The sequence below is a fragment of the Brevundimonas sp. genome (assembly GCF_035626975.1).
GTDB lineage: Bacteria > Pseudomonadota > Alphaproteobacteria > Caulobacterales > Caulobacteraceae > Brevundimonas.
The window spans coordinates 1-12232 of the sequence record NZ_DASPMQ010000047.1; the positions used below are offsets into that span (position 1 = coordinate 1).

13 protein-coding genes are annotated in these 12232 nt (G+C 70.4%); 9 read left to right on the forward strand and 4 right to left on the reverse strand.

Going from position 1 to position 12232, the window contains the following annotated elements; all coding sequences use genetic code 11:
• From VEB62_RS12665 to VEB62_RS12690, 6 genes are all read left to right on the forward strand, one after another.
• The coding region (locus tag VEB62_RS12665) for a Fur family transcriptional regulator (protein WP_324800187.1) at nt 1-275 on the forward strand (275 nt) is incomplete at its 5' end.
• A 79-nt stretch (nt 276-354) separates the two neighbouring features.
• A complete protein-coding gene (miaB, locus tag VEB62_RS12670; RefSeq protein WP_324800190.1) occupies nt 355-1734 on the forward strand; it encodes a tRNA (N6-isopentenyl adenosine(37)-C2)-methylthiotransferase MiaB in 1380 nt (459 codons plus the stop codon).
• On the forward strand, nt 1734-2744 hold the full coding sequence (locus VEB62_RS12675) for a PhoH family protein (RefSeq protein ID WP_324800192.1): 1011 nt from the start codon (nt 1734-1736) through the stop codon (nt 2742-2744). Before miaB ends, VEB62_RS12675 begins: the two co-directional genes overlap by 1 nt.
• Complete coding sequence (ybeY, locus tag VEB62_RS12680; protein WP_324800193.1) at nt 2741-3190, forward strand: rRNA maturation RNase YbeY; 450 nt, start codon at nt 2741-2743, stop codon at nt 3188-3190. Before VEB62_RS12675 ends, ybeY begins: the two co-directional genes overlap by 4 nt.
• Entirely contained in the window at nt 3177-4772 is a 1596-nt protein-coding gene (gene lnt, locus VEB62_RS12685) for an apolipoprotein N-acyltransferase (protein WP_324800196.1), read from the forward strand. The genes ybeY and lnt overlap by 14 nt, the downstream gene beginning before the upstream one ends.
• Before the next feature lie 159 nt (nt 4773-4931).
• Nucleotides 4932-5348, forward strand: coding sequence for a helix-turn-helix domain-containing protein (locus VEB62_RS12690; RefSeq protein WP_324800199.1), 417 nt, complete (start codon nt 4932-4934; stop codon nt 5346-5348).
• Nucleotides 5349-5475: 127 nt separating this feature from the next.
• Here VEB62_RS12690 and VEB62_RS12695 read toward each other — a convergent pair whose 3' ends face one another.
• Nucleotides 5476-5997 carry an S-type pyocin family protein gene (locus VEB62_RS12695; protein ID WP_324800202.1) on the reverse strand — a complete coding sequence of 174 codons (522 nt, stop codon included), beginning with the start codon at nt 5995-5997 and terminating at the stop codon, nt 5476-5478.
• Nucleotides 5998-6116: 119 nt separating this feature from the next.
• Between VEB62_RS12695 and coaBC the strand changes: the two genes are divergently transcribed.
• From coaBC to VEB62_RS12710, 3 genes are all read left to right on the forward strand, one after another.
• A complete protein-coding gene (gene coaBC, locus VEB62_RS12700) occupies nt 6117-7355 on the forward strand; it encodes a bifunctional phosphopantothenoylcysteine decarboxylase/phosphopantothenate--cysteine ligase CoaBC (protein ID WP_324800205.1) in 1239 nt (412 codons plus the stop codon).
• A 170-nt stretch (nt 7356-7525) separates the two neighbouring features.
• Nucleotides 7526-7975: a dUTP diphosphatase gene (dut, locus tag VEB62_RS12705; protein WP_324800208.1), complete on the forward strand. Its 450-nt coding sequence runs from the start codon at nt 7526-7528 to the stop codon at nt 7973-7975.
• Nucleotides 7976-8049: 74 nt separating this feature from the next.
• Entirely contained in the window at nt 8050-8415 is a 366-nt protein-coding gene (locus tag VEB62_RS12710; protein WP_324800211.1) for a hypothetical protein, read from the forward strand.
• Nucleotides 8416-8565: 150 nt separating this feature from the next.
• Here the strand turns inward: VEB62_RS12710 and dapB are convergent, their stop codons facing one another.
• The 3 genes from dapB to dnaK form a co-directional block, all read right to left on the reverse strand.
• Nucleotides 8566-9315, reverse strand: coding sequence for a 4-hydroxy-tetrahydrodipicolinate reductase (gene dapB / locus VEB62_RS12715; protein ID WP_324800214.1), 750 nt, complete (start codon nt 9313-9315; stop codon nt 8566-8568).
• A gap of 20 nt (nt 9316-9335) precedes the next feature.
• Nucleotides 9336-10532, reverse strand: coding sequence for a molecular chaperone DnaJ (gene dnaJ, locus VEB62_RS12720; protein WP_324800217.1), 1197 nt, complete (start codon nt 10530-10532; stop codon nt 9336-9338).
• Between the two features lie 172 nt (nt 10533-10704).
• Nucleotides 10705-12232, reverse strand: a 1528-nt coding sequence (gene dnaK / locus VEB62_RS12725) for a molecular chaperone DnaK (protein WP_324800222.1), incomplete at its 5' end; no start/stop codon positions are given.

Consider the following 12232-nt stretch of genomic DNA (forward strand, 5'->3'; position numbering starts at 1 on the left):
CGCACATCTCCATCGCCACGGTCTACCGCACGGTGCGCCTGTTCGAAGAGGCGGGCGTGGTCGAGAAGCACGACTTCGGCGACGGCCGCTCGCGTTACGAGGAGCTGACCGACGACCACCACGACCACCTGATCGACACCCGCACCGGCAAGGTGATCGAGTTCTACGACGAGGAGATCGAGAAGCTGAAGGAAGCCATCGCCGCGCGGCTCGGCTACCGCCTCATCGGCCACAAGCTCGAGCTCTACGGGGTGGCCAACGGCGAGAAGTCCTGAGGCGCTGGCGCAACGCCGGTTCGGCTGCGGCGTGGGGATAACTTGCGCGCTCGGGCCGCGAGCACCATAAACCCCGCCCATGTCCGACCAGCCCGCCCAGCCGCTGAAGCGTCTGCACATCAAGACCTACGGCTGCCAGATGAACGTCTATGACTCCGGGCGCATGGCCGACGTGCTGCGCCCGCTGGGCTATGTCGCGACCGACACGGCCGAGGACGCCGACTTCGTCATCCTCAACACCTGCCACATCCGCGAGAAGGCGGCCGAGAAGGTCTATTCGGAGCTCGGCAAGCTGAGAGAGATGCGGGATCGGGGGCTGGCCGCGGGCCGGGCGCGGATGACCATCGCCGTGGCCGGCTGCGTCGCCCAGGCCGAGGGCGAGGAGATCATGAAGCGCCAGCCGGCGGTCGACCTGGTGGTCGGGCCGCAGGCCTATCACCAGCTGCCGGAACTGCTGACCCGGACGGCGCGGGCGCGCGGCGAACGGATCGGGGCCGACTTCGCGCCCAATGAGAAGTTCGACGCCCTGACGCACGAGAAGATCGGGGCGCGGGGCGGCGACGGCGTCACGGCCTTCCTGACCGTGCAGGAGGGCTGCGACAAATTCTGCACCTTCTGCGTGGTGCCCTACACCCGCGGGGCGGAGTGGTCGCGGCCGGTCGCGGACGTGCTGGCCGAGGCGCGGGAGCTGGCGGCGCGGGGGGTGCGCGAGGTCACCCTGCTGGGCCAGAACGTCAACGCCTACGATGGCGAGGGCCCCGACGGACAGCCGTCCAGCCTGGCGCGGCTGGCCTATGCGCTGGCGGAGATCCCGGGGCTGGACCGCATCCGCTACACCACCAGCCATCCCAACGACATGTCGGACGACCTGATCGCCGCCCACGGCGAGCTGGACGCCCTGATGCCGTATCTGCACCTGCCGGTGCAGTCAGGCTCGGACCGCATCCTGCGGCTGATGAACCGCAAGCACGGGCGGCAAAAGTATCTGGAGCTGGTCGAGCGCATCCGCGACGCGCGCCCGGACATGGCGCTGTCGGGGGATTTCATCGTCGGCTTCCCCGGCGAGACGGACGCCGACTTCGAGCAGACCATGGATCTCGTTCGCAGGGTCAGATACGCCTCGGCCTTCTCCTTCATGTATTCGCCGCGCCCCGGCACCCCCGCGGCGACCATGGCGGCGCAGGTTCCGGACGCGGTCAGCCGCGAGCGGCTGCACGCGCTGCAGGCCCTGCTGACCGGACAGCAGGTGGCGTTCAACGAAGCGCAGGCGGGCCGGACGCTGCCGGTGCTGTTCGAGCGCAAGGGCCGGCACGGGGCGCAGGCCATCGGCCGCTCGCCGTATCTTCAATCGGTTCACGTCGAGGACGCGGATCATCTGATCGGGCGGATCGTTCCGGTGGAGATCGAGCGCGGCCAGCAGAATTCCCTCACCGGCCGGCTCCAGCAGAAGGCGGCCTGATGGCGCGTGAGAGTGAGTTCCTGGCGCTGGACGACGCCGCCCTGCGCGCCGTCGTGGGTCCCCACAGCCGCCACGTCGCCCTGATCGAGGACGCCTACAAGGTGCTGGTGGAGGCCCCGGGCGGGGGCGTGACCATCAACGGCTCCAGCCGCGACCGGGCCCAGGCCAAACGCGTCATCCAGACCCTGGCGGACCGGGCCGGCGCCGGCGCCGTGATCACCGAGGCCGATGTGCGCACGGCGCTGGGCGCGGCGGCGACCCAGCCGCGGCCGGGGCAGGGCAGTATCGCGCCCAACGCCATCGCCCTGCCGGTCGGGCGGCGCGGGGCCATCGCGCCCAAGACGGCGGCCCAGGCCAACTATCTGGACATGCTGTCGCGCTGCGAGCTGACCTTCGGGGTCGGCCCGGCCGGCACCGGCAAGACCTTTCTGGCGGCGGCCTATGGCGCCTCGCTGCTGCGGCGGGGTCAGGTCGACCGGCTGGTCATCACCCGGCCGGCGGTCGAGGCGGGCGAGAAGCTGGGCTTCCTGCCGGGCGACCTGAACGAGAAGGTCGATCCCTATCTGGCGCCGATCTGGGAGGCGTTGAACGACATCCTCGGGCCGGACGACGTGCGCCGGCGGCGCGACAAGGGCGAGATCGAGGCGGCGCCGATCGCCTTCATGCGCGGACGCACCCTGGCCCACGCCTTCATCATCGTCGACGAGGCCCAGAACACCTCGCGGCTGCAGATGAAGATGGTGCTGACCCGGCTGGGCGAGGGCGCGCGGATGGTGGTGACCGGCGATCCGTCGCAAATCGACCTGCTGAATCCGCGCGACTCCGGCCTCCGGCACGCGCTGCGCATCCTCGACGGGGTCAAGGGCGTGGCCATCCAGACCTTCCAGGCCCAGGACGTGGTCCGCCACGCCATGGTCGAGCGCATCGTCCGGGCCTACGACGCCGACGCGGCGAAGCACCGTCCGGCGGCCGATCTCGAAGACCCGGAGTCGCGGGACTCCGGCGCATGATCGAGGTCGAGGTCGAGGACGAGGCGTGGACGGCCGCCCTGCCGGGGGCCGCCGCGACGGCCGAACGCGCGGCCGAAGCGGCGCTGGGCGGGGTCGAAGGCGATGTGGTCGTCCTGCTGACCGACGACGCCGCGGTCCGGGACCTCAACGCGCGCTTCCGCGACAGGGACCGGCCGACCAATGTGCTGTCCTTCCCGGCGGCGGAGAGCGCCGCGCCGCACCTCGGCGATCTGGTGCTGGCCTTTGGCGTCTGTGCGGCGGAGGCGGAGGCGCAGGGCAAGACGCTGGCCGACCATCTGACGCACCTGACCGTCCACGGAGTGCTGCACCTGCTGGGCCGCGACCACGAGGCCGAGGCCGAGGCGGACGAGATGGAGGCCGAAGAGCGGACCATCCTTGCCAGTCTGGGCGTCGCCGACCCATACAGGACCGATGCTCAAGCTTGATCCCGCCTCCCGCCGCGACCGCCTGATCCTGCGCTTCGGCCGGATCGCCCTCGCCCTGTTCGCCGGCGCCGGCGCGGCCCTGGCCCATCCACCGTTCGGATTCCTGCCCGGGTTGCTGGGTTATCCGCTGCTGATGCTGCTGGCCGAGCGGTCGACGACCACGCGCGGCGGCTTCTGGATGGGCTGGCTGGCCGGCTTCGCCTATTTCTTCATCAGCTGCTGGTGGGTGGCCGAGGCCTTCCTGGTCAATCCGGCCCAGGCGTGGATGGCGCCGTTCGCGGCCTCCCTGCTGCCGATCGGCCTGGGCCTGTTCTGGGGAACCGCGACGGCCCTCTACCGGCGGTTCGCGCCCGGCGGCGTCGGACGGGTGCTGGTCTTCGCGGCCCTGTTCTGCCTGCTGGAATGGCTGCGCGGCCACATACTGACCGGCTTCCCGTGGAATCCCGCCGGAGCCAGCTGGAAGGCCGGGTCGGCGGGCTCGCAGTTCGCCTCGGTGGCCGGCGTCTACGGCCTCGGTCTCGTGACCGTGGCGGCGGTTTCGGCCTTCGGTCCGCTGGCGGGCCCGGGACCGCGCAAGGCCCGCATCGGCGCCGCCGTCCTCGGAGCGCTGGCGCTCACGGCCCTGATCGTCGGCGGGACCTTGCGGCTGTCGGGCGCGCGGCTGGCCCTGACCGACACGGTGGTGCGCATCGTCCAGGCGGACGTCGCGCAGGAGTCGAAATGGACGCCCGAGGCCTATCGCGGCATCGTCGACCGCTATGTGAATCTGACGGCGCGCCCCGGCGCGGTGACGCCCGACGTGATCATCTGGCCGGAGGGCGCCCTGCCCGCCTCGGCCAACCAGGTGTTCGCCCCCGGTTCGCCGGACGCCGTCGCCATCGCCCGCGCCGTGCAGCCGGGCCAGACCCTGATCCTCGGCCTCGGGCGAGGCCTCGCCGATCCGGCCGCCCCCGACGGCGCGCGCTATTACAACAGCCTGCTGGCCCTGACCGACGCGGGCGACGCCGGCCTCAGGATCACCGCCACCTATGACAAATACCGGCTGGTGCCGTTCGGCGAATACCTGCCGGCCGGGGGCTTGCTCGGGGCGCTGGGCGTCCGCAGCCTGACCCACATGCCCCTGGACTTCAGCGCCGGACCGCGGCCGGCGCCGATCGCCATCCCCGGCCTGCCGCCGGTCCAGCCGCTGATCTGCTACGAGAGCCTCTATCCCGGCTTCACCCCCGGTGGGGCCGGCCGGCCGCGCTGGATCGTCAACATCTCCAACGACGCCTGGTTCGGACGGACCTCGGGCCCGCTGCAGCATCTGAACCTGGCCAGCTACCGCGCCATCGAGACCGGCCTGCCGGTGGTCCGTTCGACGCCGACCGGGGTCTCGGCGATGATCGATCCCTGGGGGCGGGTGGTCGGCGACCAGCGGCTGGAGCCGGGTGAAAGCGGGGTGATCGACGCCCGGCTGCCGCACCCGACCTCGGTGACCCTGTACGGCCGGTTCGGCGATCTTCTGTTCGCCCTCGGCCTGCTTCTGGCGCTCGCCCCGGCGGTCGCGTGGCGGCGGTTTATGATCCGCGCACGGGGCTGATTCCACCCCTGTAAGGCGATTTTCCCGTCGGTGGGGAGGGTCCGAAAGGGTTACGCAACCCACGGCTGCGCCACGGGCCGAAACCGGCTGTTTTTCCGTGACAGCGGGCCGAAGCAGGCGCATTCAAAGTGGGCTTCACCCAACGAGGGCAAAACAAAAATGGCCAGAGGCAAGGGCGTGGACGGACCTCATCCCGTAGACCGGCATGTCGGCCGGCGTGTCTGCGAAAAACGGCTGGCGCTCGGTTATAACCAGAGCGACCTCGGCCGCGCGCTGGGTCTGACATTCCAGCAAATCCAGAAGTACGAAAAGGGCGCGAACCGCGTCTCGGCCTCCAAGCTCTGGGACATCGCGCGCTTCTTCAAGGTCGACATCGGCTATTTCTTCGAGGGCCTGAACGGTGGTCAGGCCGCCGGAATAGCGGAGGGCGGCTCGGGCTTCGATCATGATTTTCCCGCCACCCGCTACACCATCGAGATCAGCCGCCTGGCGCCCCAGCTGTCGACCCGGCAGCAGAAGCTGGCGCTGGAGCTGATCCGCGACATGGCGGACCGCAAGGAAACGGACGAGGCCTAGATCATTTTTGCTTCAGGTCGGATCGACCTGAATCCAAAAAATGGTCCAGAATCAGCGGAGCGAAATCCGAACCCGGTTGGCCTGCGTCCAACCCGACCGATTTCGCTCCAGGGTCCGTCTCCCCCGCTCATTCCGACGACCGCGAGAACCGCCGGCCGAACGTGGGCGCGGCGCTCTTTTGCTGCACCCAGTAGGCGGCGCCGTCACGCGGCTTGAACATGGTCTTGGCCACGCCGTCCCGCGACACCACGGCGAAGGTGTTGGTCGAGGCCTGGTAGAGAAGAACGTCGCCGTTGGCCCGCTCGACCCGCTCGGTCCCGGTCGGCGGCCGGGCGGTGAACGCCCGGACCTTGGCCAGATAATCCTCGGCCGAGGCGGCGTCGAAGTCGGCGCCGTTGGTCTCGAACAGCCGCGCGACCTTGGCGTCCACGGTTTCGCGCCGGTTGGCGGTCAGAACCGGCGGCGCCTTCTCCGGGACGGCTTCCGCCGCCGCGGGCGTTCCGGCCGCCGAGGTCAGCACGGCCTGCGCGCCCTCGGCCGCCCGATCACGGGTCTCGACCGCCGACCCGCCGTTGCCGCAGCCGGCCAGCCCGAGCAGCGCCAGCGCCGCGCCCGTCGTCCATGCCGTCCTGATGCTCTTGCCCGTCATCACACCCTCCAATGATCCTGACTCGCCGGACTCCATAACGTCGTTATTTTGTTCTTGCAATGTTCTTGTTCAGAGCCGCCTCCCTCGACGCCGGGGGGCGGGATCGCTAGATCAACGGCATGACCCCAGCTGCGCTGTCCGGACGGAAGATCCTGCTGATCGTCGGCGGCGGCATCGCCGCCTACAAGGCGCTGGAGCTGGTTCGGCTGCTGAAGAAGGCCGGCGCGGAGGTCATGAGCGTCCTCACGGCCGCGGGCGAGGCCTTCGTCACCCCGATGTCGCTGGCGGCCCTGACCGGCCATCCGGTGCGCCAGGCCCTGTTCATGCCTGAGGACGAGACGGCCATGGGCCATATCGAGCTGTCGCGCTGGGCCGACCTGGTGGTGGTGGCGCCGGCCACGGCCGGGCTGATCGCCAAGGCGGCAAACGGGCTGGCCGACGATCTGGCCTCGACCACCCTGCTGGCCACCGACAAGAAGGTGCTGCTGGCCCCGGCGATGAATGTGCGGATGTGGCTGCACCCGGCGGTGCAGGCCAATGTCGAGCGGCTCAAGGGCTTCGACGGCTTCCACGGCGCGGCGGTGGTCGGTCCCGACGAGGGCGAGATGGCCTGCGGCGAGTTCGGGCCAGGCCGCATGGCCGAGCCGGCGGCGATCCTGGAGGCCATCGAAGGCCTGCTGGCCGGGCCCGACGGACGGCCGCTGGCAGGACGCACGGCGGTGGTGACGGCCGGACCGACCTTCGAGCCGATCGACCCGGTGCGGGGGCTGACCAACCGCTCCAGCGGCAAGCAGGGCTACGCCATCGCCGGCGCGCTGGCGGCGCTGGGGGCGCGGGTCACGCTGGTCTCGGGGCCCGTCGCCCTGACGGCGCCGATCGGGGTCGAACGAATCTGGGTCGAGACGGCGCGCGAGATGCAGGCGGCAGTGCAGGCGGCCCTGGATACGAAGGAGGGGCCGGCCGATATCGCGGTGATGGGCGCCGCGGTCGCCGACTGGCGGGTCGACGGGGTGGCGTCGGGCAAGATCAAGAAGGCCCCGGGCGGGCCGCCCTCACTGGCGCTGATCGAGAATCCGGACATCCTCGCGGGGGTGTCGGCGCCCGGGAAGGCCCGGCCGAAGCTGGTCATCGGCTTCGCCGCCGAGACCACGGACCTCGAGGCCAACGCCCGGGCCAAGCTGTCGCGCAAGGGCTGCGACTGGATCGTCGGCAACGACGTCTCCGACGACGTGTTCGGATCCGAGGGCAATGCCGTGACCCTGTTCACCCGGGACGGCGTGGTCGAGGCGTGGCCGCGCCAGTCGAAGGGCGAGGTGGCGCGCAAGCTCGCGGCCCGTATCGCCGGGCATTTCGGCTGATCTGCCCACAGGTTGTCCACCGGGACTCCACTGGAACTCCACCGAAGACAGGGCCCTTCATCCACGGATGATGATCTTCCCGACGCGCGCCGAGGCATCCGGGCGTCGCCGGGCGCGGTAGAGGTCGGCGGGCGAACTATCGCCTTCGTACTCACGTAGAAGCCGCACCCATGACCACTGTCCGGATCGAACGTCTGCCGCATGCCGAAGGGCTGCCGCCGCCCGCCTATGAGACCTCGGGCTCGGCCGGGATGGATCTGCGCGCGGCCGTGCCGGAGGCGGTGCCCCTGATCCTGCCCCCCGGGGCGCGGGCGCTGGTGCCCACCGGCCTGAAGATCGCGCTGGAGCCCGGCTTCGAGGCCCAGGTGCGGCCCCGTTCGGGTCTGGCGCTGGAACACGGCCTGACCTGCCTGAACTCGCCCGGCACCATCGACAGCGACTATCGCGGCGAGGTCGGCGTGATCGTGATCAATCATGGACAGGAGCCGTTCGTGATCCGGCGGGGCGAACGCATCGCCCAGCTTGTTATCGCCCGGTACGCGCAGGCGGCCATGGTCGAGGTGGGCGCGCTGGACGAAACGGCGCGCGGCGCGGGCGGATTCGGCTCGACGGGGCGCTAAGCGGAGCCATTCGGCCGCAGCGGCGTTAACCCTGCTCACGGCCAAGCTGGCCGCATGCAGATGGAGGTCGGCGTATGGAGTCCCTTATCGATTCGATCGGCGCGTTTCTGGGCGGCCTGTTCGGCCTGGCCCAGGGCGGGTTCGACGGCGTCAACCAGGTCATGGGCCTGCTGATCGCGATCATCGCGGCCCTGCTGATGCCGGCGTGGAGCCGGTTGTGGGCCACGGCCCTGGGCGCGGCCCTGGCGCATGTGGCCGTCGGCGTGATCCGCCCGATGCTGGACGGCGGGGCCTTCGTGCTGCCCGACCTGCTGTCTCTGGGCTTCTGGATGGGCGTGCTGGCCCTGTTCCTCGGCTATGCGATCGTCATCGCGGTGTTCTTCCTGATCAAGTCGCTGGTCGTCGGGGGCGGTCACGGGCGCCGCAAGCACGCGCACTGAGGGCCGGGGGCCTCAGGCTCTCTTCGTGAGCCGCGGTCACAAGGCTCCGCCTTGTCGACCCGACGCGGCCTGGCGCTTCGCGCAGGGGAAAGGCCCCTGGATCGCGCTCAAGCAGCGAGCGACCGCGTCGCGAGCACCCCAGGCAGGCCGTCAGGCCTGCCGGAAGCCCAGCACGTCCTGCATGTCGTAGAGGCCGGGCTTGCGGCCGCGGACCCAGGCGGCGGCGGCGACGGCGCCCTTGGCGAACAGGGAGCGGTCGATGGCCGAGTGGCTCAGGGTCAGGGTCTCGTCGTCCGAGGCGAACAGCACCGTGTGCTCGCCGATCACCCCGCCGGCCCGCAGCGAGGCGAAGCCGATGCGGCCGGTTTCGCGTGGACCGGTGATGCCGTCGTAAGGGGCGCTGCGCACGTCGGCCAGGTCCTCGCCGCGGCCGCTGGCGGCGGCCTCGCCCAGCATCAGGGCGGTGCCCGAGGGGGCGTCGGCCTTGCGGCGGTGGTGGGTCTCCAGCACCTCGATGTCCCAGTCGCGGGCGTCGAGCCGCTGGGCGGCGTGCTCGACCAGGCCGATCAGGATGTTGACGCCCAGGGAGAAATTGCCGCTGCGGACGATGGCCACGGTCTCGGCGGCCCGGAGGATCTCCGCGTCCTGTTCAGGCGACAGGCCGGTGGAGCCGATGACCAGGGCCGGACCCCCGCGCGCGGCGCAGGCGCGGGCCAGCTCGACCGAGGCGTCGGGGGTGGAGAAGTCGATGATCACGTCGCACAGCGACAGGTCCGGGGTCTCGCCGCGGTCGAAGCGGGCGGCGACCACCACGTCCTCGCGGGCGTCGAGCACGGCCGAGACGGCCCGGCCCATCCGGCCGCGGGCGCCGGAGATGCCCGCGTGGAAGATCGCACTCATCGGACGCCCCCCGGCAGGAGTCACTGGGCCGTTTCCTTGGCCCCGGGTTCCGCGCCGAGGATGTCGGCCCAGAAACGTTTGGCCTTGCCGGCGAAGGAGGAGTTGCGCGGCGTCTGGGTGTCGCCCAGCGAGGCGGCCAGCTCCTCGAGCAGCTCCTTCTGGCGCGGCGTCAGGTCGGTCGGGGTCTCGACGAACAGCTCGACCACGAGGTCGCCTCGGTTCTTGCCGTTGAGATGGGGCATGCCCTTGCCCTTGATGCGGACGGTCTTGCCGGTCTGCGAGCCCGCCGGCACCGACACGGGGGCCTTGCAGCGGCCGTCGCAGGCCTCGGAGGTCAGGCAGGGGGCGTCGATCTCGCCGCCCAGCGCCGCCGTGGTCATGGGCACCGGCACGGTGACCAGCAGGTCGAGGTTGTCGCGCTCGAACAGTTCGTGGGGCGTGACCGACAGGAAGACATAGAGGTCGCCGCGCGGGCCGCCGCGCTGGCCGGCGTCGCCCTCGCCCGAGAGGCGGATGCGCGAGCCGTCGTCCACGCCGGCGGGGACCTTGAGCTGGAGCTTGCGGTTCTTCCGCACCTGGCCGTGGCCGTGGCAGGTGGTGCAGGGCTCGGCGATCATCTGGCCGTGGCCGCCGCAGCGCGGGCAGGTCCGCTCGACCTGGAAGAAGCCGTTGGCCGAGCGCACGCGCCCGGCGCCCTGGCAGGTGGTGCAGGTGGTCGGCTTGGTGCCGGCCTTGGCGCCTGAGCCCTCGCAGGTGTCGCAGGTGGCGGTGGTGGGCACCGCGATCTCGACGTCGGCGCCCTTGTAGGCCTGCTCGAGGGTGATCTCGAGGTCGTAGCGCAGGTCCGAGCCGCGCCGCGGCCCGTGCTGGCGGGCGCCGCCGCCGGCGCGGCCGCCGAAGACGTCGCCGAAGGCGTCGCCGAAGACCTGGGAGAAGATGTCGTTGACGTCGGCGAAACCCGCGCCGCCCTGGCCGAAGGGGTTGCCGCCGCCGTTGACGCCGGCGTGGCCGAAGCGGTCGTAGGCGGCCCGCTTCTGGTCGTCGCTGAGGACGCTGTAGGCCTCGGAAATCTCCTTGAACCGCGCCATGGCGTCATCGCAGCCGCCGTTGCGGTCCGGATGGTGCTGCATGGCCAGCTTGCGATAGGCGGATTTCAGCCCGGCGGCGTCGATGGTCCGCTCGACGCCCAGGATCTCGTAATAGTCACGCGTCGCCATCTGGCGTTCGTCCTCTTACCCTGCCGTTCCCGCCGCCGCCTCTGCTGGGCGCCTCGCCGGAAAGGCTGACCGGGCTGACATGGGCGCCCGGCCGACTGATGCAAGTTTCATGAAACGGCCCCGCCCGTCATCTGACAAGCGGGGCCGCGGTTATTTGCGCGGAGCCTGTGGCCTATGCGCTCTTCTTCTCGTCGCCGGCCTCGGCGTCCGGGGAGACTTCCTCGAACTCCGCGTCGACCACGCCGTCGTCGGCGGGGGCGTCAGCCGCGGCGCCGTCGCCGGAGCCCTGCTGGGCCGCATACATGGCCTCGCCCAGCTTCATCGAGGCCTGGGCCAGGGTGTTGGTCTTCTCGCGCAGGGCGTCGACGTCCGTGCCGTCCCTGGCCGCCTTCAGATCCGCCAGGGCGGCCTCGATGGCGGTCTTGCCGGCCTCGTCGATCTTGTCGCCGTGCTCCGACATGGCCTTCTCGGTCGAGTGGATCAGGCTGTCGGCCGAATTCTGGGCCTCCACCAGTTCGCGCCGGGCCTTGTCGGCCGCGGCGTTGGCCTCGGCTTCCTTGACCATCTTGTCGATGTCGGCGTCCGACAGGCCGCCGTTGGCCTGGATGCGGATCGACTGCTCCTTGTTGGTGGCCTTGTCCTTGGCCGTGACGTGCACGATGCCGTTGGCGTCGATGTCGAAGGCCACCTCGATCTGCGGCATGCCGCGCGGGGCGGGCGGAATGCCCATCAGGTCGAACTGGCCGAGGATCTTGTTGTCGGCCGCCATCGGCCGCTCGCCCTGGAAGACCCGGATGGTCACGGCCGACTGGTTGTCGTCGGCGGTCGAGAAGGTCTGGCTCTTCTTGGTCGGGATGGTGGTGTTGCGCTCGATCAGCGGGGTGAACACGCCGCCCAGGGTCTCGATGCCCAGCGTCAGCGGGGTCACGTCCAGCAGCAGCACGTCCTTGACATCGCCCTGCAGCACGCCGGCCTGGACCGCGGCGCCCAGCGCCACGACCTCGTCCGGGTTGACGCCGGTGTGCGGATCGCGGCCGAAGAAGGCCTTCACGGCCTCGATCACCTTGGGCATGCGCGTCATGCCGCCGACCAGCACGACCTCGTCGATGTCCGAGGCCTTCAGACCCGCGTCCTTGAGGGCCTTCTTGCAGGGCTCGATGGTGCGCTGGATCAGGTCGTCGACCAGGGCCTCCAGCTTGGAGCGCGACAGCTTGATGTTCAGGTGCAGCGGGCCCGAGGCGTTCATGGTGATGAACGGCAGGTTGACCTCGTACTGGGCCGTGAAGGACAGCTCCTTCTTGGCCTTTTCGGCCTCTTCCTTGAGGCGCTGCAGGGCCAGCTTGTCGGTGCGCAGGTCGACGCCCTGCTCCTTCTTGAACTCGTCGGCCAGGTAGTCGACGAGGCGCAGGTCGAAGTCCTCGCCGCCGAGGAAGGTGTCGCCGTTGGTCGACTTCACCTCGAACACGCCGTCGCCGATCTCGAGGATCGAGACGTCGAAGGTGCCGCCGCCGAGGTCGTAGACGGCGATCTTCTGACCGTCGTTCTTGTCCAGGCCGTACGCCAGGGCGGCCGCGGTCGGCTCGTTGATGATGCGCAGCACCTCGAGGCCGGCGATCTTGCCGGCGTCCTTGGTGGCCTGGCGCTGGGCGTCGTTGAAATAGGCCGGGACGGTGATGACGGCCTGGGTCACGGTTTCGCCG

Coding starts and splice junctions, on each gene's coding strand:
- VEB62_RS12690 (WP_324800199.1), top strand. CDS start 4,932: ATGGCCAGAGGCAAGGGCGTGGACGGACCTCATCCCGTAGACCGGCAT.
- lnt (WP_324800196.1), top strand. CDS start 3,177: ATGCTCAAGCTTGATCCCGCCTCCCGCCGCGACCGCCTGATCCTGCGC.
- dapB (WP_324800214.1), bottom strand. CDS start 9,315: ATGAGTGCGATCTTCCACGCGGGCATCTCCGGCGCCCGCGGCCGGATG.
- miaB (WP_324800190.1), top strand. CDS start 355: ATGTCCGACCAGCCCGCCCAGCCGCTGAAGCGTCTGCACATCAAGACC.
- dnaJ (WP_324800217.1), bottom strand. CDS start 10,532: ATGGCGACGCGTGACTATTACGAGATCCTGGGCGTCGAGCGGACCATC.
- VEB62_RS12710 (WP_324800211.1), top strand. CDS start 8,050: ATGGAGTCCCTTATCGATTCGATCGGCGCGTTTCTGGGCGGCCTGTTC.
- dut (WP_324800208.1), top strand. CDS start 7,526: ATGACCACTGTCCGGATCGAACGTCTGCCGCATGCCGAAGGGCTGCCG.
- ybeY (WP_324800193.1), top strand. CDS start 2,741: ATGATCGAGGTCGAGGTCGAGGACGAGGCGTGGACGGCCGCCCTGCCG.
- VEB62_RS12675 (WP_324800192.1), top strand. CDS start 1,734: ATGGCGCGTGAGAGTGAGTTCCTGGCGCTGGACGACGCCGCCCTGCGC.
- VEB62_RS12695 (WP_324800202.1), bottom strand. CDS start 5,997: ATGACGGGCAAGAGCATCAGGACGGCATGGACGACGGGCGCGGCGCTG.
- coaBC (WP_324800205.1), top strand. CDS start 6,117: ATGACCCCAGCTGCGCTGTCCGGACGGAAGATCCTGCTGATCGTCGGC.